The sequence below is a fragment of the Pantoea sp. UYEF8 genome, from assembly GCF_040546285.1.
Taxonomy (GTDB): Bacteria; Pseudomonadota; Gammaproteobacteria; order Enterobacterales; family Enterobacteriaceae; genus Pantoea; species Pantoea brenneri.
Window position 1 is genome coordinate 280,333 of record NZ_JBEPNM010000003.1, and the last position, 17,960, is coordinate 298,292.

The 17,960-nt window shown below is 46.4% G+C and carries 12 protein-coding genes, 1 tRNA gene and 2 pseudogenes; 9 read left to right on the top strand and 6 right to left on the bottom strand.

The window, feature by feature from the left end:
- Nucleotides 1-65 precede the first annotated feature (65 nt).
- The 3 genes from ABIB18_RS07600 (at nt 66) to ABIB18_RS07610 (ending at nt 3,426) form a co-directional block, all read left to right on the top strand.
- Entirely contained in the window at nt 66-1,097 is a 1,032-nt protein-coding gene (locus ABIB18_RS07600) for a DUF1176 domain-containing protein (protein WP_354473990.1), read from the top strand.
- Between the two features lie 122 nt (nt 1,098-1,219).
- Nucleotides 1,220-1,301 (top strand) — tRNA-Leu (locus ABIB18_RS07605).
- Between the two features lie 553 nt (nt 1,302-1,854).
- Nucleotides 1,855-3,426, top strand: coding sequence for a GmrSD restriction endonuclease domain-containing protein (locus tag ABIB18_RS07610; RefSeq protein WP_354473907.1), 1,572 nt, complete (start codon nt 1,855-1,857; stop codon nt 3,424-3,426).
- Between the two features lie 590 nt (nt 3,427-4,016).
- Here the strand turns inward: ABIB18_RS07610 and ABIB18_RS07615 are convergent.
- Nucleotides 4,017-4,328 carry a hypothetical protein gene (locus tag ABIB18_RS07615; protein ID WP_354473908.1) on the bottom strand — a complete coding sequence of 104 codons (312 nt, stop codon included), beginning with the start codon at nt 4,326-4,328 and terminating at the stop codon, nt 4,017-4,019.
- A gap of 743 nt (nt 4,329-5,071) precedes the next feature.
- Here ABIB18_RS07615 and ABIB18_RS07620 point away from each other — a divergent pair.
- On the top strand, nt 5,072-5,734 hold the full coding sequence (locus ABIB18_RS07620) for a hypothetical protein (protein ID WP_354473909.1): 663 nt from the start codon (nt 5,072-5,074) through the stop codon (nt 5,732-5,734).
- A 334-nt stretch (nt 5,735-6,068) separates the two neighbouring features.
- On the opposite strand, the gene ABIB18_RS07625 is transcribed toward ABIB18_RS07620, so the two are convergent.
- From ABIB18_RS07625 to ABIB18_RS07635, 3 genes and pseudogenes are all read right to left on the bottom strand, one after another.
- Complete coding sequence (locus ABIB18_RS07625; RefSeq protein WP_354473910.1) at nt 6,069-6,986, bottom strand: nucleotidyl transferase AbiEii/AbiGii toxin family protein; 918 nt, start codon at nt 6,984-6,986, stop codon at nt 6,069-6,071.
- Nucleotides 6,979-7,752 carry a type IV toxin-antitoxin system AbiEi family antitoxin gene (locus tag ABIB18_RS07630; protein ID WP_346544505.1) on the bottom strand — a complete coding sequence of 258 codons (774 nt, stop codon included), beginning with the start codon at nt 7,750-7,752 and terminating at the stop codon, nt 6,979-6,981. The genes ABIB18_RS07625 and ABIB18_RS07630 overlap by 8 nt, the downstream gene beginning before the upstream one ends.
- 143 nt (nt 7,753-7,895) lie before the next feature.
- Nucleotides 7,896-8,151 (bottom strand): annotated as a pseudogene (locus ABIB18_RS07635) (IncC plasmid conjugative DNA transfer DtrJ family protein); the annotation flags it as partial.
- A gap of 133 nt (nt 8,152-8,284) precedes the next feature.
- On the opposite strand from ABIB18_RS07635, the gene ABIB18_RS07640 reads away from it, so the two are divergent.
- The 5 genes from ABIB18_RS07640 (at nt 8,285) to symE (ending at nt 16,680) form a co-directional block, all read left to right on the top strand.
- Complete coding sequence (locus tag ABIB18_RS07640) at nt 8,285-9,217, top strand: COG2958 family protein (RefSeq protein WP_354473911.1); 933 nt, start codon at nt 8,285-8,287, stop codon at nt 9,215-9,217.
- A gap of 376 nt (nt 9,218-9,593) precedes the next feature.
- Nucleotides 9,594-13,103, top strand: a complete 3,510-nt coding sequence (gene hsdR, locus ABIB18_RS07645; protein ID WP_354473912.1) for a type I restriction-modification system endonuclease — start codon at nt 9,594-9,596, stop codon at nt 13,101-13,103.
- Between the two features lie 72 nt (nt 13,104-13,175).
- Nucleotides 13,176-14,765: an N-6 DNA methylase gene (locus ABIB18_RS07650; RefSeq protein ID WP_354473913.1), complete on the top strand. Its 1,590-nt coding sequence runs from the start codon at nt 13,176-13,178 to the stop codon at nt 14,763-14,765.
- A complete protein-coding gene (locus ABIB18_RS07655; RefSeq protein WP_354473914.1) occupies nt 14,762-16,126 on the top strand; it encodes a restriction endonuclease subunit S in 1,365 nt (454 codons plus the stop codon). Before ABIB18_RS07650 ends, ABIB18_RS07655 begins: the two co-directional genes overlap by 4 nt.
- A gap of 221 nt (nt 16,127-16,347) precedes the next feature.
- Entirely contained in the window at nt 16,348-16,680 is a 333-nt protein-coding gene (gene symE, locus ABIB18_RS07660; RefSeq protein WP_354473915.1) for an endoribonuclease SymE, read from the top strand.
- 42 nt (nt 16,681-16,722) lie between these two features.
- On the opposite strand, the pseudogene ABIB18_RS07665 reads toward symE, so the two are convergent.
- Together ABIB18_RS07665 and ABIB18_RS07670 are read right to left on the bottom strand one after the other, a co-directional pair.
- Nucleotides 16,723-16,923 (bottom strand): annotated as a pseudogene (locus tag ABIB18_RS07665) (hypothetical protein); the annotation flags it as partial.
- Nucleotides 16,924-17,036: 113 nt separating this feature from the next.
- Nucleotides 17,037-17,909 carry a phosphorothioated DNA-binding restriction endonuclease gene (locus tag ABIB18_RS07670; protein WP_354473991.1) on the bottom strand — a complete coding sequence of 291 codons (873 nt, stop codon included), beginning with the start codon at nt 17,907-17,909 and terminating at the stop codon, nt 17,037-17,039.
- Nucleotides 17,910-17,960: the final 51 nt, after the last annotated feature.

The following is a 17,960-nucleotide window of genomic DNA, read 5'->3' on the forward strand; positions in this document are numbered from 1 at the left end:
TCTGGAGCTATCCGCGCAGGTCGGGCAGAAATAAAACATAAGGGAATAAAGTGAACTGTAAACCGATGCTTTTCGTGCTGGCGATACTCTCCCTGTCGGCTCAGGCCGCCCAGAGCGGAAAAACGCTTGAGCACAAAGACTGGGAAGTGGTCTGTGATAACACCCTGACCTGCCGCATTGCGGGGTATGCCAAAGAAGAGGATCCCTCCGGCTCTATCCTGCTCACCCGTGCCGCTGGACCTGGAACGGAGACTGTGGGAGAGGTGACGCTGGGCGACACCGAAGATGACAGCGAACCGGCGCAAAAGCTGACGCTGTGGATCGACGGGAAATCAGCAGGCGATCTGGTGGCGGCTGACGATAACTGGCGGCTTTCGGCCAGCCAGACTTCTGCGGTAATCAGCGCCGTCAAAGGCAGCGGTAAAGTCGAATTTAAAGGCGGCACAAAGCCTTTCCTGCTTTCCGGCGAAGGCGCTTATGCCGTGCTGCTGAAAGCGGACGACGTGCAGAGCCGTATCGGCACGCCAGGCGCGCTCACCAAAAAGGGCAGTAAACCGGAGAGCAGCGTGGCTAAGGCTGTGCCCGCACCGGTTATTCAGGCGGCTAAAACCCTCGGCGGTGAACCCCGTTTGCTGACCGCACCAGAAATCGAAGCGCTGAAAACCCGACTGCTTTCTACGGTCAACCACAATGACGATGACACGTGCGACAGCCTGTATTCACCTGCAGAAAACAGCGATCCGGAAACTGACGGACTCACGCTTACGCCACTGGATGACAGCCACGCTTTGCTTTCGGCGCTCTGCTGGCGTGCTGCTTACAACGAAGGATATGGCTACTGGGTCATCGATAACCAACTCAAAGGCACGCCAGTGCTGGTGACGATTTCCGGGTCTGATTATGACAAGGGTGAGATTACCAGTGTGCAGAAAGGCCGCGGTATTGGTGACTGCATGAGCCAGGAAAGCTGGGTGTGGGACGGCAAGGCTTTCCGCAAAAGCTATGAAGGCGGAACCGGCATGTGTCGTTACATCCATGCGGGCGGCACCTGGGATCTGCCCACGCTGGTCACGGACGTGAAGGCTGTTTCGGGTTAAGCAGGTGAACCTGATAACCCAAGAGACGGTTTTTTCAGCAGTTGCACATTCGCCTGCTGATAAGGGTTGCGGAAACAGGGGGTAACGGTATAATCCACAACGTTTTCCGCATCCTCTTCAGTGCCGAAGTGGCGAAATCGGTAGACGCAGTTGATTCAAAATCAACCGCCGCGAGGCGTGCCGGTTCGATTCCGGCCTTCGGCATTCAAAAACTAATTTTCTTACTTTTTAAGGAGTTAGATAAAAAAATCTATCTCTTTTGCATGTAAGAAATCATATGAATTCTTATCAAAAATTGCTGCTGTAGTTATTAGTAGTTGCTGAGTAGGAAATACTATCTCATAGCGGCGTGTAGTTCCAAGCTTCAAACAAATATAGTTTCAACTTAAAAGCTATAACGCAGCCCACGTCTCTAAATCTTCCCAAAACAGTTTGATCGTACTCATTTAAGTCGATGTGCGGCTCTATGCCCCTAGCAGGTTTATGATGGAAACGTACCTGCACACGAAATGCGGGCTCTACCAGCGTTTCAGCCACGATCTTAATGATACGCGGTTATCCTGATTTGTTATGATCACTTTGACAGATGATGTTGCTACACTCCACTTGTTGGTAGTACCACCAATGGAGCTTTATGGCTTCTTTTGCTAAATACTAAGCATCACAATACTAAACATAAGCGTAGCTTGTGGAAGCTGTATCAAGCTCACCTAAAATGGCGTTATAATGAGCAAAACCATGCGATAAGGAAAAAATCATGGGTGCCCGCTCTAATCTTGTAAATTTAGATGCATTGATCAAACGTTCTGATCTGGCTTTGAAAGATGTTAATAAAAGCTCATATGAAACCTTTGCCAGTATACCTGCAAGAGAATTAAAAAGTGGTAACGGAATAGCGGCGTTATTGAAAAAACCCGATTTTCAAAGAGAAACTAACCACTGGAGTCCTGAACAAGTTGTCTCTTTACTTGAATGCTACATTAATGGCGACCTAATCCCTTCAGTTATTCTTTGGCGTTCCGCTACAAGTTTATTTGTTATAGATGGTGGCCACAGATTAAGTGCTCTTAGAGCATGGGTTGAAGACGATTATGGAGACGGTCATATTTCGCATCAGTTGTTTGGGCATGATATTCCTCGTGAACAGCGAAGGGCTGCTGAGAGAACTCGGAAATTAGTTAAAGATCGAGTTGGAAGTTGGGATTACTATCAAAAATTGCTCGTCGATAACTCATCTTTAACTGACGAGCAAGAGCGGAGAATTGCTGTACTCACTTCTCGTGGCATTTCTGTTCAGTGGGTAGTGGGTGATGTAGATAAGGCCGAAACTTCATTTTTTAATATAAATATGAAAGGAACTCCTTTAGATCCTATTGAAGAAATGCTATTGAAGAACCGTAAAAAAAGTGTTCCTATCACAACAAGGGCTATTATCAGAGCTGGTAGGGGACATCGCTATTGGTCAGACTTTGATGAAGAAATAACCCAAAAGCTTGAAGAGAATTCTGCAAAGCTCCATAGAATGTTATTTGAGCCTGAAGTGGAAAAACCGATCAAAACATTAGACCTTCCATTAGGAGGGTCTCGTGGTGTAAGGACTGCAATCCAAGTTTTAAAAGATTTCCTTATCATTACGGACTGTACACAGAATGGCGTTCTTAAACGTATTGAAGACTATCCAGATGATGTTTATGGGCAAGATTCGTTACGTTTATTAACCAAGGCAACATATCTCATCAACAGAGTGACAGGAAATGGTGATGGCAGTTTAGGATTGCATCCCGCAATTTATTTTTATGGGCCAACAGGGATACATTCAACGCCAATGTTTTTGGGTACAGCACAGCTTGTAGCTAAGCATCTTTCAAATAATAATTCCCAATTCTTTAAAGATATAACAGCTGTTAGAGAAAAGCTCGAAAAGACAATGATTGAATACAAAGATCTGATTGCAATCATCATTCAAAAGGCTGGGAGTAATTACCGGGTATCAAAATATTCAGATTTTCTAAATTGTTTAATTATTGCTCTAAAAAATGGTGTAGACATCAATGAAGGTAAGTTGGTTGAGCTTGCTGAATTAGAGGGCAGAATAATTTTAGGAGATTTCAAAAGAACTTCTGTTAAAATAAATGATGAGCAGAAAAGTAAAGTTTTTATTGATACTGCTCTACAACATGCTATTAAATTCCCTATATGTAATGGATATATAGATACGGAAAAATCAGTATCATATGATCATATCGTAAGAGTTAGAGAAGGTGGGAACGGTAGTGCTGAAAATGTTCAACTTACCCATCCATATTGTAACCAATCTGTGAAATCATAATGAAATTGGAGCGCTATTGTGTGCTCCTTTTTAATTTTTTTGTTAATTATTTTTCGGAACCTAAAATCTATTGAAGTATCATTATGTTTATTATTACTTTAACTGATTTGTCGATCCTATGATTTTTATTTACATGTCTCCATCTTATCCCCTACGTGGGTAACTGTAAGAAAGAATTGTTTTTATTTACATTCTTAGTTGCATGAGCAATTTATTAATTTCAGGATTACTTCAATCCTTGTGAGGTAGTACCGTTGCTTAGCCCGACTATCTGCGTTTAAATAACTATAAAAATATCAGGAAACTTGGTTTTTCAATCATTTAAATTCTTAATAAAAAACATTATTTGAAGCTAATAAATTACGCGCAAGCATAACTCAATTTACCTGGAGACCAATTACTTTTATTGACATTTGCATATAAAAAATCCAATGTTAATATGGCGTTAAATAATGAAATGATTTTTTAATCAGGTGCTTATGCGTATTTTTGAGGTGTTTGAGTTGAGGTTTAGGGGCTTTATAATGCTGGGGGGGGTGTAAGCATATACATGAGAAAAAATATGAGGCTACGATTGTAGCCTCATGTAATTAAGAGTATTGACCCCAGTCTCTGGCAATAAACCAGTTGGGCGTCCAGCTTACAAACTCTCGCGGTTGAAAGTCTTGATCGATGACCATTAAAGATTCAATGGCCTCAGGTAGCAAACTAAGAACATGATTTTTTTTATCACTTTCATAATCCCAAAAATGAAATCTATCACTTTTATCATATGCCCTACGACTAGGACCGAAGTCCATAGGAGCGGTTAATCGCGTGATTGTCGCGTCATCTTCCTTTGAATAAAAAGTTAATTGGATTTTAGAACGATTATGAATCGCATCAATAAATTTATCGCGCATACACTCTCCTTTGTAGTTACTTAAGTAATATCCACTATTGATGAGTTATTGTGTGTGACCGACGCAGCATTTGAATAAATTTGGTGAGATCATAACATTGATTTTAATTATCATTCTCTGCCTTACGCGCTCTCGTAGCCCCGCCACGCCTGCCCGCTTTATGCAGCGGTTTTCATGCACCTGCATGATTAGCTCTGAGCTGCGCCGCTGCTGGCCTTGCCAGCCGTTCCTGGATGCCTGAGACTCATACGTTTTCATGCGGCATAGACATGCACTCACGCAGCAGGCGTGAAAAAGCCCGGCACGGGCCGGGCTTCGGTGAGTTTCTGTGTCTGCCGCTCAGAAAAGTTTATGCTTGCTGCTATCGGTTCTGGCTTCCCTGAAAAGAATGCGCACCGCTCACGCTCAGCACGTCATCACGAAACATCAGCGGCTGGTTTACCACCCGTCCACTGCTTAATAAGGTTAAGGACATATCTACGGTACAGCGTGTCGGCATCGTTCGCGCCTTCGATAACGCCCGGTGCATGTGTTGAGTCATTCCGTTCAAACTGGCTGTACTTCATCCTGAGCAGGCTGCTCAGCTCCGTGCCATGAATGATAAAAAAGTCATCAATCAGCGTATCAATGCGCTTATCCGTTATGCCCTCAATGTTTTCAGCCTGAAATGGAAAATACGACTACCAATTTTATGTGGGGCTGTTTTATCCTTATATAGGATCTCATTATTTTTGGAATAGGTTATGGATAAAATACTGGATATAGTGAATGGATGGATCGCTGCTGCTGTGTCAAGTGGAGCATTGGAGATAAAGCAGGTTATTATCTTTATTTTTATTGCGGGGCCACTGGCTCTTGTTATCTGGAAAATACGAGGAATTATCGCATTTGTTAACGAAGTCAGGAATTCTAAGTTAAATGAATTGCAGCGCCTTCTGGATAGCCACAAGCTATCGTATGAAGTGAATATCTGCATCAAAGAGGATATTAAGAGAATAACCAGCTATCGCATGACTGGAATTTCTGATGTTGCCAGCCAAAAAATTATTCTGCGGCTTTACGTAAAGCATAGGAATCTAATCCCTATCAGTTTCTTCAAAAAATTCAGAACTTTTTTACTGATTAAAGATGATGTTCTTGTGTTTAATAAAGGGTTTTCTTTCTGGTTTGAGAATGGTATGTATGCTTTGTTTTCGCTCCAGTTTTTGTGTCTGGCCATTTTATCTTTTCTATTACCTGCTTATAGGAATGCATATATTCCTTTTTGGGGGCATTTGATATTATACACAGTTGCTGTGGTTATGTTCCTTTTCTTTATTACTTTTGGGAAAATGATACCTCGGCCTCAGGAATGTAAGTTATTAAGTAAGATGCTACAGACTCAATATAATAATTCATCTGAATGATTTCTTGATTCTTGGGCGGTCACTTATACTTTCTGAATGCCCCAGCCGCTGTAGATATCCTCAGTTCAACTACCTACCGTTCCTGGCACCAATGTATACTTTTGCAAGAGAAAAACTTACCCCTACACCCGTTACTGCCTGGCATGATGATAAACAAACACGGACTCATGGCCTGCATCAAAACTCCGCAGGTCCTGACAAACCAGATCGCCTGTGAGGCCAACAGCAACCTTATTTTTAAGTATCGGAGGGGAATTTATCCTGGCAGGGCTTTGCTGGTTTATAAAAAATAATATAGTTTCACTATTGGTGTGACTATAATAAAAAAAGTAAACTAGCTTAGCCATTCTGTCATGACCTTTTCCAGTTTATCCAGCGACTGCGCGCGTTTTTCCTCCTTCATCCGTCCTATATTTCGCAGCTTCCATTGAACGGCTGGCAAATTCTGAATGTGGGGTTCTGGTGCTAAATTCCAGTCAGGCTCCCCGCGTTTAAATGACATCAGGAAGTCGAAATCCTGTTGAGTGAAATGCGCTTTCAGCGCGCTTAGCATTCTTTCCGGGACCTCTCTCAGCGCTTCCAGTGAGACCTCCTCAAGGGTCATACCGCTGAATTCATTTTGAAAGGGTTCAGTAATATCCTTCCAGCGTGGGCTAAGCACTTCAGACAATGGACGATTATGGCTAAGTAAATAAGCGATAAAACCATTGAATATTGCGCGGTCAATTCCTTGTGTATCTAAGAGCATTTTAACATCGTAGAAGTCTCTGGGATGCTGGCGATCTAACGCAGCACATAGCTTTCCGCCATATAAGTCAGGCAGTGAGACTACCGGGATCGCGGCAAAACCAAACTCTTCCTCCACGGCTTCTACGACATCGTGTTCTTGCGGTAGATACAATGTCCCCCGGGCAACTGGTGAAACTTCGATTTTGATTTGCGCGTCGTCCGTAGTGACTATGATACGCATCTCATCGGGATTATGGGTTTGCAGCACTGCACTGATTCCGGCTTGTGTTTCCAGTTCAGTGGCGATGCGGGTTAGCGCTTCCCGCACGTTGGGTAAGGCGACCTCTCTGTTTTCCAGTGGGATATAAGCCAGATCGATATCAACGGACAATCTGGGAAAATCGCGAATAAATAAGTTGATCGCGGTTCCCCCTTTCAGTGCAAAACAGGTCTCGTTAGCGACATAGGGCAATGCTCGCACCAGCAGGGCGACCTGGCGGTAGTAGGGGGAGGTTTTATCCATGGCTTATTCCCTTCCTGGTAAAATTTTCGGGCACAGTAATCTGGTATTGCGTGTCCAGCTTGCCATTAACAACGACCTGTCGGTTACCCGATCCCAGTTCGATTTTGCTGGTATCCACGCGTTTGAACCATGCATGCTCATAGAAACTGGCGAAAAACAGATACAAGCGCTTGGTTTGTACGGACTGGCTGAGCGTAAGCAGCTTTTCCACTTTACGTGGATTAAGATTGACCAGTCCCTGAAAAAGCTCGGCAGCATGCTCAAATGAGATTTCCTGAGGAACTGCGCTTAACAGCTCATAGGCTGCCAGCTCTGGTACGCTGGCGGTTAATTTTTTTCCTTTAACGTCAAGCTCGGTTCGGAACTTCTCATCCAGTTGAGGAAGCTTCAGGGCTGATACTATTAGCCATTCAACGCCGGGAAATTCTTTAAACCATTTGGGCAATATCGTTTTGGTTTCAGCGCTAAGCCAGCATTGACTCTGCTTAAGTTGCAGGTAATGGGAACGTCCCTGCCAGGAGAGGCTGCTCAGTCCGGCCAGATGCACTGGCGCCTCAAGCTGGCTTTGCAGACTCCATAGCGCATCACTCCAGTCCGGTTCACGTCCTGCGCGCGCATAAACGCCAGCCCGCAGTTTTTTCAGCCAGCCGCTTTGCGCGTATTTAAAGGCCAGAGAAGGGGATATGTTGTTCCGGGTTAGCCAGGATTGCAAAACCACGCTTCCTGGAGAGGTGTTTTGCAACAGCCAGTTTATTTTTGATGGCATAGATTCACTCAGGGTGTAACTATAATAAAAAAAGTAAACTATCTGGCGAGTGGAAAGTCAATGTACAATGTCTATCGCAGCAAAAATGTTGCCAACGATAGCTGTAGATAGCGCACTGGTAAATCCCGGACTGTTTGTTTCAGTCAGGCTGGGAATGATTGCATCACACGTATTTTTTTAAAAGATCCGTCTGTAATGGATACTATCAGTCCAATCGCTGCCGCCGCTGATATAAACACACTCTCTGGTACAAAAAAACGGCACCGCCAGCCACACCAATCCCCTTGCTATTAAGCTGCATGAAATCATACGCCTGGCGCAGTGATAAACAATCCCGGACTCAGGAGCTGCCTCAAATCGCCGTAAGTCGCGACATATCAGTCCGTCAATAAGCCCGACAACTGACCTGCTCCCCGTTGAAAGGGCAACAAGCCACAAGACCACGTATTGAGATCTTGGTTTGAGCATCAGGGAGTTTTACACTGTGACATCTTAAAATCCGTGTTCTTATTCTTATATCAAGGCAGGAGCCATGACGAGTCGCCCGCAGATGATTATTAATATTCTTCAGGCCAATCCTGATGAACAATTCACAGCCCGTCAGCTTGCCCAGAAGATCATCGATCGATACAGCGCAGAGCTTGCCAGTAAACGTCAAAATCCTCGTTTTGCCAGTGATGAAGATTTCTTAAGTCAAATAGCAGCTGAAATAGGTGGGACCAGAACTGTTCAGGCTAAAGCGATGTATCCTCAGGTTATGACACGTGACAAGCCGCGACCCAGGCTATTTTACTGGGGTAAGGAAATTGATAATAGTGTGCAACAAGAATCATCTTTTGATATCGCTCCGACTCCCTCTACTGAGACAGTAAGTTTTTCCGAGCATGCGCTTTATCCGCTTCTGATTGAATATCTTTCTGAAGAAGAAGAACTACTTTGCCGTCGTATCGATGAGAAACGTTCAGGCAATAATAAAGGACCTGGAGCAAACCATTGGCTTTACCCTGACATCGTTGCCTTACAGCCCCTTGATAAGGGGTGGGATAGCGTTGTGCAAAACTGCGTACGCTATAACGAAGGGCGTTTGACGCGTTTGTGGTCATTTGAAGTAAAACGCCAGCTTAACCGCAGCAATGTCAGGGAGTATTTCTTCCAGGCAGTGAGTAATTCAAGCTGGGCTCATTTCGGCTATCTGATTGCGACCGAAATAAACGAAGATAAGCAACGTAGTGTTGAAAAAGAGCTGCAGATGCTATGTGCACTGCATGGTATTGGCGAGATCCTGCTCAATCCGCAAGATCCCGGTAATAGTCAAACTCTTATTCCGGCGCGGGAGCGAACCAGTATTGACTGGCAATCTGTCAACCGTCTGGTTGTAGAGAACAAGGATTTTAAAGAGTTTATTGATCTGGTGTCTGATTATCACCAGACAGGAAAAATACATAAAGCGCTGTGGAACAGGTAGCATAGCTCAGGATGTTATTACCTGTATAAAAATCAAAAATACAATTGGTAGATTCGAGTATAACTCTGATTTGCTACAGGCCCTTGCTTTGCATCTGGTTTGCAGAATATGGCAAACCTGACGCCACCTGCTCTTAAAGAAAAAAGCTACAATCGCTATACGGCACTAAAATCTGGTAGATAATCCCTTTCATGCCTTGGATTTGCTGAATATGGCTAAATGGAAAACGTGCATTCTGATTTTATTAGACTAATCGGTAAGAATTAGCGTGTTGCAGTGATGTTGGCCATTGTTCAAAACAATATGAAAAGTTAAGATACAGAGTTACAGGTCTAATGTATGGACAGGCCTGCACAGTGATGGATTGATACTGCTGATGACTAAATCCAATTTTGAGTTCCTGAAAGGCATCAATGATTTCACCTATGCTATCGCCTGCGCGGCGGAAAACAATTACCCGGACGATCCCAACACCACGCTGGTAAAAATGCGTATGTTTGGCGAAGCGACGGCCAAACATCTTGGCCTGCTGCTGGGCATTCCTCCCTGCGATAATCAACACGATCTTCTGCGTGAGCTAGGCAAAATCGCCTTTGTTGATGACACGATCCTTTCTGTATTCCACAAATTGCGCCGTATTGGTAATCAGGCGGTGCATGAATACCATAACGATCTTGATGACGCCCAGATGTGCCTGCGGCTCGGCTTCCGTTTGGGTGTCTGGTACTACCGTCTGGTCACCAAAAATTATGACTTTCCGGTGCCTGTTTTTGCTTTACCGGAACGTGGAGAAAATCTTTATCACCAGGAAGTGCTGACGCTGAAACAGCAGCTTGAACAGCAGGTACGGGAAAAAGCGCAGAGTCAGTCAGAACTGGAAGTACAGCAGCAGAAGCTGATTAGCCTGAACGGCTATATCGCTATTCTTGAAGGTAAGCAGCAGGAAACCGAAGCACAAACGCGAGCACGGCTTGCGGCGCTGGAAGCCCAGTTAGCCGAGAAAAATGCGGAGCTGGCGAAACAGACCGAACAGGAACGTAAGGCATATCAAAAAGAAATCACCGATCAGGCCATCAAGCGTACGCTTGACCTCAGTGAAGAAGAGAGTCGCTTCCTGATTGATGCACAGCTGCGTAAAGCAGGCTGGCAGGCCGATAGCAAAGCTTTACGCTTCTCTGAAGGCGTACGTCCGGAACCGGGTGTCAATAAAGCTATTGCTGAATGGCCCACCGGTAAAGATGAAACGGGTAAGCAGGGCTTTGCGGACTATGTTTTGTTCGTCGGTCTCAAGCCTATCGCGGTAGTTGAAGCGAAGCGTAAAAATATCGATGTTCCCGCCAAACTCAATGAGTCATATCGCTACAGTAAATACTTCGATAATGCATTCTTACGCGATACGTTGCTGGAGGAGTACGCTCCCGACGACGTGAACGAAGCGGTACCGGTGTATGAAATCAGCTGGCAGGATACCAGCGGCGAACAGAGCTTTAAAATTCCCTTCTGCTACTCCACCAACGGGCGCGAATACCGCGCGGCAATGAAGACCAAAAGCGGCATCTGGTATCATGACGTCCGACATACTACTAACATGTCAAAAGCATTGCCGGAGTGGCATCGTCCGGAAGAACTGCTAGATATGCTCGGTAGCGATCCGCACAGACAAAATCAGTGGTTTGCTGAAAATCCAGGAATGAGCGAACTGGGCCTGCGCTACTATCAGGAAGATGCCGTTCGGGCGGTCGAAAATGCCATCGTAAACGGGCAGCAAGAGATCCTGCTGGCGATGGCGACCGGTACTGGTAAAACCCGTACCGCGATCGCCCTGATGTTCCGTCTTATCCAGTCACAACGTTTTAAGCGCATTCTCTTCCTGGTTGATCGACGTTCTCTCGGTGAGCAGGCGCTTGGTGCATTTGACGATACGCGTATTAACGGCGACACCTTTAACAGCATCTTTGATATCAAAGGGCTGACGGATAAATTCCCCGAAGACAGCACTAAAATTCACGTTGCCACGGTTCAGTCGCTGGTTAAACGCACCCTGCAATCGGATGAACCGATGCCGGTTGGCCGTTACGATTGTATCGTCGTGGATGAAGCACATCGCGGCTACATTCTCGATAAAGAGCAGACCGAAGGTGAGTTGCAATTCCGCAGCCAGCTTGATTATGTTTCTGCCTATCGCCGTATTCTCGACCATTTTGATGCAATAAAGGTTGCGCTGACCGCCACGCCCGCTCTGCATACAGTGCAGATCTTCGGTGATCCGGTTTACCGCTACACCTACCGTACCGCGGTAATTGATGGTTATCTGATCGACCAGGATCCGCCGATTCAGATCACGACCCGCAACGCACAGGATGGCGTTTATCTTGCTCAGGGTGAGCAGGTCGAGCGTATCAGCTCGCAGGGTGAAGTAATTAACGACACTCTGGAAGACGAACAGGATTTTGAGGTCGCCGACTTTAACCGCAACCTGATTATTCCCGCGTTTAACCGCGCCGTATGTAATGAACTCACTAACTACCTCGACCCCACAGGACTACAAAAAACGCTGGTGTTCTGCGTCACCAATGCGCATGCCGATATGGTAGTGGAAGAGCTGCGTACCGCATTTAAGAAAAAGTATCCGCAGCTGGAACACGACGCGATTATCAAGATTACCGGTGATGCCGATAAAGATGCGCGCAAAGTGCAGACCATGATCACCCGCTTTAACAAAGAGCGGCTGCCTAATATTGTCGTGACCGTCGATCTGCTGACCACCGGTGTGGATATTCCATCGATCTGTAATATCGTTTTCCTGCGTAAGGTACGCAGCCGCATTTTGTACGAGCAGATGAAGGGCCGTGCGACGCGTCTGTGTCCGGCAGTGGCGAAAACCAGCTTTAAGATTTTCGACTGTGTCGATATCTATAGCTCGCTGGAAAGTGTCGATACCATGCGCCCGGTGGTTGTCCGTCCTCAGGTTGAACTGCAAACGCTGGTCAATGAAATCACCGATTCCGAGACCTACAAAACCATTGAGGCGGATGGTCGCAGCTTCGCCGATCACAGCCATGAACAGCTGGTTGCCAAGCTCCAGCGTATCATCGGCTTGGCCACGTTTAACCGTGACCGCAGCGAAACAGTAGATAAGCAGGTGCGTCGTCTGGATGAGCTATGCCAGGACGCGGCAGGCGTTAATTTTAATGGCTTTGCCTCTTGCCTGCGCGATAAAGGAGCGCACTGGAGTGCCGAAGTCTTCAACAAACTGCCAGGCTTTATTGCCCGTCTGGAGAAGCTGAAAGCAGACATTAACAACCTGAATGATGCGCCAATCTTCCTCGACATTGACGATGAAGTGGTGAGCGTAAAATCGCTCTATGGGGATTACGACACGCCGCAGGATTTTCTCGAAGCTTTTGATTCGCTGGTGCAACGTTCTTCGAATGCGCTGCCAGCCTTACAGGCGGTGATCAATCGTCCGCGCGACCTCACCCGCAAAGGGCTGGTCGAACTGCAGGAGTGGTTTGATCGCCAGCACTTCGAGGAATCTTCCCTGCGCAAAGCGTGGAAAGAGACGCGCAATCAGGATATCGCCGCCCGGCTGATTGGCCATATCCGCCGTGCAGCGGTGGGTGATGCGCTGAAGCCGTTCGATGAGCGCGTCGATCATGCGCTGGAGCGCATCAAAGGCGAAAACGACTGGAACAGTGAGCAACTGACCTGGCTCGATCGTTTGGCCACTGCGCTGAAAGAGAAGGTGGTGCTTGACGACGACGTCTTCAAAACGGGCAATTTTCATCGTCGTGGCGGCAAGACAATGCTGCAAAAAACCTTCGATGATGATCTCGACAATCTGCTCGATAAGTTCAGCGATTACATCTGGGACGAGCCTGCTTAACGCGTTATCATCCCCGGCAATGTCTTCTTCTGCGGCCCTGAATAGGGCCGCTGTTTATTTACGGAATACTCTATGAATAATAACGATCTGGTCGCGAAGCTGTGGAAGCTGTGCGACAACCTGCGCGACGGCGGCGTCTCCTATCAAAACTACGTTAATGAACTCGCCTCGCTGCTGTTTTTGAAAATGTGTAAAGAGACTGGCCAGGAAGCAGACTACTTGCCGGAAGGCTATCGCTGGGATGATCTGAAATCCCGCATCGGCCAGGATCAGCTGCAGTTCTACCGTAACCTGCTGGTGCATCTGGGTGCCGATAACCAAAAACTGGTGCAGGCGGTGTTCCAGAACGTGAATACCACCATTACCCAGCCTAAACAGTTAACCGAGCTGGTCAGCAACATGGATTCGCTGGACTGGTACAACGGCACGCACGGCAAATCCCGCGATGACTTCGGCGATATGTACGAAGGGCTGTTGCAGAAGAATGCGAACGAAACCAAGTCTGGTGCCGGTCAGTACTTCACCCCGCGTCCGCTGATCAAAACCATTATCCACCTGCTGAAACCGCAGCCGCGTGAGGTTGTACAGGATCCGGCTGCGGGTACGGCGGGCTTTCTGATTGAAGCCGACCGCTACGTTAAGTCGCAGACCAACGATCTGGATGACCTTGATAACGACACGCAGGATTTCCAGATCCATCGCGCCTTTGTTGGCCTGGAACTGGTGCCTGGAACCCGTCGCCTGGCGCTGATGAATTGCCTGCTGCACGATATTGAAGGCAACCTCGACCACGGTGGCGCTATCCGTCTGGGTAACACGCTGGGTAGCGATGGTGAAACACTGCCGATGGCGCATGTGGTCGCCACCAACCCACCGTTTGGCAGCGCTGCGGGCACTAACATCACCCGCACCTTTGTTCACCCGACCAGCAACAAGCAGCTGTGCTTTATGCAGCACATTGTTGAAACCCTGCTCCCCGGCGGACGTGCGGCGGTAGTGGTGCCGGATAACGTGTTATTCGAAGGCGGTAAAGGCACCGAGATACGTCGTGATCTGATGGACAAGTGCCATCTGCATACCATTCTGCGCCTGCCGACCGGTATTTTTTATGCCCAGGGCGTGAAGACTAACGTGCTCTTTTTCACCAAAGGCACAGTGGCGAAGCCGACACAGGATAAGAACTGTACCGATGACGTGTGGGTGTACGATCTGCGAACCAATATGCCGAGTTTCGGCAAACGCACGCCGTTTACCGACGATCATTTACAGCCGTTCGAGCGCGTATATGGTGAAGACCCGCACGGCTTAAGCCCGCGTCGCGAAGGTGAGTGGAGTTTTAACGCTGAAGAGGCGGAAATTGCCGATAGCCAAGAGAACAAAAACACCGATCAGCATCTGGCTACCAGCCGCTGGCGCAAATTCAGCCGCGAGTGGATCCGCACGGCGAAATCTGATTCGCTGGATATCTCCTGGCTGAAAGATAAAGACAGCATTGATGCCGACAACCTGCCGGAGCCGGATATTTTAGCGGCAGAAGCGATGGGTGAGCTGGTACAGGCAATGGGCGAACTGGATGCGCTGATGCGTGAACTGGGTGCGAGCGATGAAGCCGATGCGCAGCGTCAGTTGCTGGAAGAAGCGTTTGGTGAGGTGAAGGAATGAGTGCGGGAAAATTGCCGGAGGGATGGATTGAGAGTGAATTATCTGCGCTAGGTCATATCGTTACTGGGAAAACTCCCAGCACCAAACAACGTTCAAATTTTGGTGGGGATATTCCTTTTATCAAACCAGGCGATCTCGATCTTGGCGGCTATATAATTACAACCGTCGATACTTTGACTGATGAAGGGTTAACTCTTGTACCAGAACTCCCTGCCAATTCAATTGTTGTCACTTGTATTGGAAATTTAGGAAAAGTTGGTATTACCTTTAGAAGATCAGCATCCAATCAACAAATAAATGCATTGATTCCGTCAGGAAAAATAAATGTTAAATTTGTTTATTACCAAATTTTGACATTAAAACCATGGTTAGAGTCTCAATCAGCGGCTACCACAATTGCAATTGTAAACAAGAGCAAGTTTTCTCAAGCGCCATTTAAATTCCCGCCGATATCAGAACAAAAGATCATCGCTGAAAAACTTGATACGCTGCTGGCGCAGGTAGACAGCACCAAAGCACGTCTTGAGCAAATCCCAAAAATCCTGAAACGTTTTCGTCAGGCGGTGTTGAGTGTGGCTGTTGAAGGAAAATTAACTAATTCCGATACTAAAAATTGGGTGCTCACGAAAGTTGAAGATTTAGTTAAAATTATTAATGGCAAATCCTTTCCAAGCACTGACTATCAGAAAAATGGTGTAAAATTATTGCGTCCAGGTAATCTCCATAAGTCAGGGCAAGTAATATGGACTGAAAAAAATACAACTTACTTACCAAATGATTGGGCTATAAAAAGGCCGGAGTTATCTTTAAAAAACGGCGTTTTGTTGATGAACCTTACAGCTCAATCGCTTAAAGATGAGTTCTTAGGGCGGGTTTGTATATTAAATAACAGTGATGAGGTGATATTATTAAATCAACGCATTAGCGCTTTTATATCCGACGTTAATTATGATGTTTTACCATTTTTGTTCATTTACTTTAGGTCACCTCAGTTCCGAACTTATATAGACACTCTTGATAGTGGGACCCTCATCAAACATCTTAATATCAAAGATATTAAATCATATTCATTAAAGTTACCCTCAGCAGAAGAACAACATGAAATCGTCCGCCGAGTCGAACAGCTCTTCGCATACGCTGACACCATTGAAAAACAGGTTAACAACGCGCTGGCCCGTGTCGACAATCTCACTCAATCCATTCTGGCGAAAGCATTCCGTGGTGAACTAACCGCGCAGTGGCGTGCTGAGAATCCGGAATTAATCAGCGGTGAAAACAGCGCCGCCGCGCTACTGGAGAAAATCAAAGCCGAACGTGCAGCCAGCTCAGGTAAAAAAACACGCGTAAAAAATCTTGATTAGTATTTATTGCGCACATTACTGGTGCGCTTCTTATTATTTCCCGCCAGATAAAATTTACGATTTATATTAAAATGATTTTATAACTTACTTATTTCACACTGTTTTTAGCTGGACTTTTCTTCTTTTTCCTGATGATATATACAGGTATTTAGCGCGGCGCGGATGTGCGCCAACACACCCGCGCCGCTAATCACAATCACTATTGAAAAGGAATAGTAATCATGACTGACGCCCATTCTATTGCACAACCGACTGAACCAGAAGTCTCTCCTGCAGATAACCGGCAATTAACCGTTAGCTATGCAAGCCGCTATCCGGATTACAGCCGGATACCCGCCATCACAATGAAAGGACAATGGCTGGAAGCTGCCGGTTTTGCCACTGGCACAGCAGTAGATGTAAAGGTAATGGAAGGTTGTATTGTGCTCACCGCCCGGCATAACGACAGTGAACTGATGCAGTCGATGCGCCAGGTGTGCAGGCTGTCGGCGAGGAAACAAAAGCAGGTGCAGGAGTTTATTCAGGTCATTGCCGGTAAACAGAAAGTCGTCTGAATGAGTAACCGCTCCCGACATCGCATCGGGAGCGGTTAAATATCATGATGCGATCACTTCAACCAGCACATCAGTTGCCCGGCTTTCTTCACTGTTGACCACATTTCCCTCTTTGCAGGCCAGCGCCATATTGCCTGACCGGAAAGAAACGCTATCGTTGAAGTCAACGTTATACCACTTTGATGCAAAGTTAATGCGCCAGTTGCCCATTCCCTGAACAAAATGGATCTTTAATGTCTGACCACATTTATCATCGGGATAAATTGAGGTTCATTTAATCTGTTAGGCTTATGACACACTGAATATCCTGAAATAGTTATCCTGCTTTATATCGAATGCTGGATCTCTTATTCCACTCAGGCCTTAAACACCTGCGTCTGATGCCACTCAATAAACTGATCAGCAGGCCACAGTACTTTATCTTTAGGCAGATGAAGTCTTTGCCCCTCAAGTGACCAGAAAAGCTGATCCACCATCGGGCTACGGTTGATTCCACCTGATATCTGAATCCTGAGATCTTCATCAATGCCGATGGCACCCTTGTCGAATGCAGAGTGGTGTACGGAGCAGAGCGCCAGCCCGTTATTAACTTCACAAGGTCCGCCATATTGCTTCCAGCGTATATGCGCAGCCTCCAGCCCAACCAAAGCTCCGTCCAGTCTTAAATCATATCCACAGATAGCACATTGCGAATGGTAAGCCCGTAAAATCATGTCACGAAAGCGAGGGTCGCGTGCTCTCATCAGCGTAACTAAATCGAAGCCCAACAGTTCGGCCAGCTTTATCTGCAGGCTTTCCGGAAAGCGATCAGTCAGAATCTGCTGTGCCAGTTTATCGATTAGGGTTGGATTTTTTTGCAGAGTCTGGAAGCTGTCTTCATCAAACCCACCGGCAACCTGATTTTCGATTAACTCTCGTTTTGTCGGCTGGATGTTGCCTTTACGCGGTTTGCAACTCTCGCTGTTTTCCAGCGTCCAGAATCCATCAGTCCTTAAGCGCCAGAAAGGCATATTCGGGTAGTAATCCCGTCTTTTAGGGCCAAACTCGATCAGTAATCGGGTTAACGGTTCGTGAATCTCATTGCCGTAATCAAATAGTCGGGAATGTCCTTTCCTGTATTGAGATAAGACGTAGAGGAGCAAAAGAGGCTTGTGCGGTGCGCATTGGTCACCTTTGCGCCATACAGCAACATCGGAAATAGCGGCTTGCAGCGTTTTACCTGAGGTCATAATCGAGGGTAAGCAGTGAAAAATTATTGCGATCATGCTCTTAAAAACGAG

What these genes read in the sequence shown, in the direction of transcription:
- ABIB18_RS07650 (WP_354473913.1), top strand. Translation starts at nt 13,176, where the DNA reads ATGAATAATAACGATCTGGTCGCGAAGCTGTGGAAGCTGTGCGACAAC.
- symE (WP_354473915.1), top strand. Translation starts at nt 16,348, where the DNA reads ATGACTGACGCCCATTCTATTGCACAACCGACTGAACCAGAAGTCTCT.
- ABIB18_RS07615 (WP_354473908.1), bottom strand. Translation starts at nt 4,328, where the DNA reads ATGCGCGATAAATTTATTGATGCGATTCATAATCGTTCTAAAATCCAA.
- ABIB18_RS07670 (WP_354473991.1), bottom strand. Translation starts at nt 17,909, where the DNA reads ATGACCTCAGGTAAAACGCTGCAAGCCGCTATTTCCGATGTTGCTGTA.
- ABIB18_RS07620 (WP_354473909.1), top strand. Translation starts at nt 5,072, where the DNA reads ATGGATAAAATACTGGATATAGTGAATGGATGGATCGCTGCTGCTGTG.
- ABIB18_RS07600 (WP_354473990.1), top strand. Translation starts at nt 66, where the DNA reads ATGCTTTTCGTGCTGGCGATACTCTCCCTGTCGGCTCAGGCCGCCCAG.
- ABIB18_RS07640 (WP_354473911.1), top strand. Translation starts at nt 8,285, where the DNA reads ATGACGAGTCGCCCGCAGATGATTATTAATATTCTTCAGGCCAATCCT.
- hsdR (WP_354473912.1), top strand. Translation starts at nt 9,594, where the DNA reads ATGACTAAATCCAATTTTGAGTTCCTGAAAGGCATCAATGATTTCACC.
- ABIB18_RS07630 (WP_346544505.1), bottom strand. Translation starts at nt 7,752, where the DNA reads ATGCCATCAAAAATAAACTGGCTGTTGCAAAACACCTCTCCAGGAAGC.
- ABIB18_RS07625 (WP_354473910.1), bottom strand. Translation starts at nt 6,986, where the DNA reads ATGGATAAAACCTCCCCCTACTACCGCCAGGTCGCCCTGCTGGTGCGA.
- ABIB18_RS07655 (WP_354473914.1), top strand. Translation starts at nt 14,762, where the DNA reads ATGAGTGCGGGAAAATTGCCGGAGGGATGGATTGAGAGTGAATTATCT.
- ABIB18_RS07610 (WP_354473907.1), top strand. Translation starts at nt 1,855, where the DNA reads ATGGGTGCCCGCTCTAATCTTGTAAATTTAGATGCATTGATCAAACGT.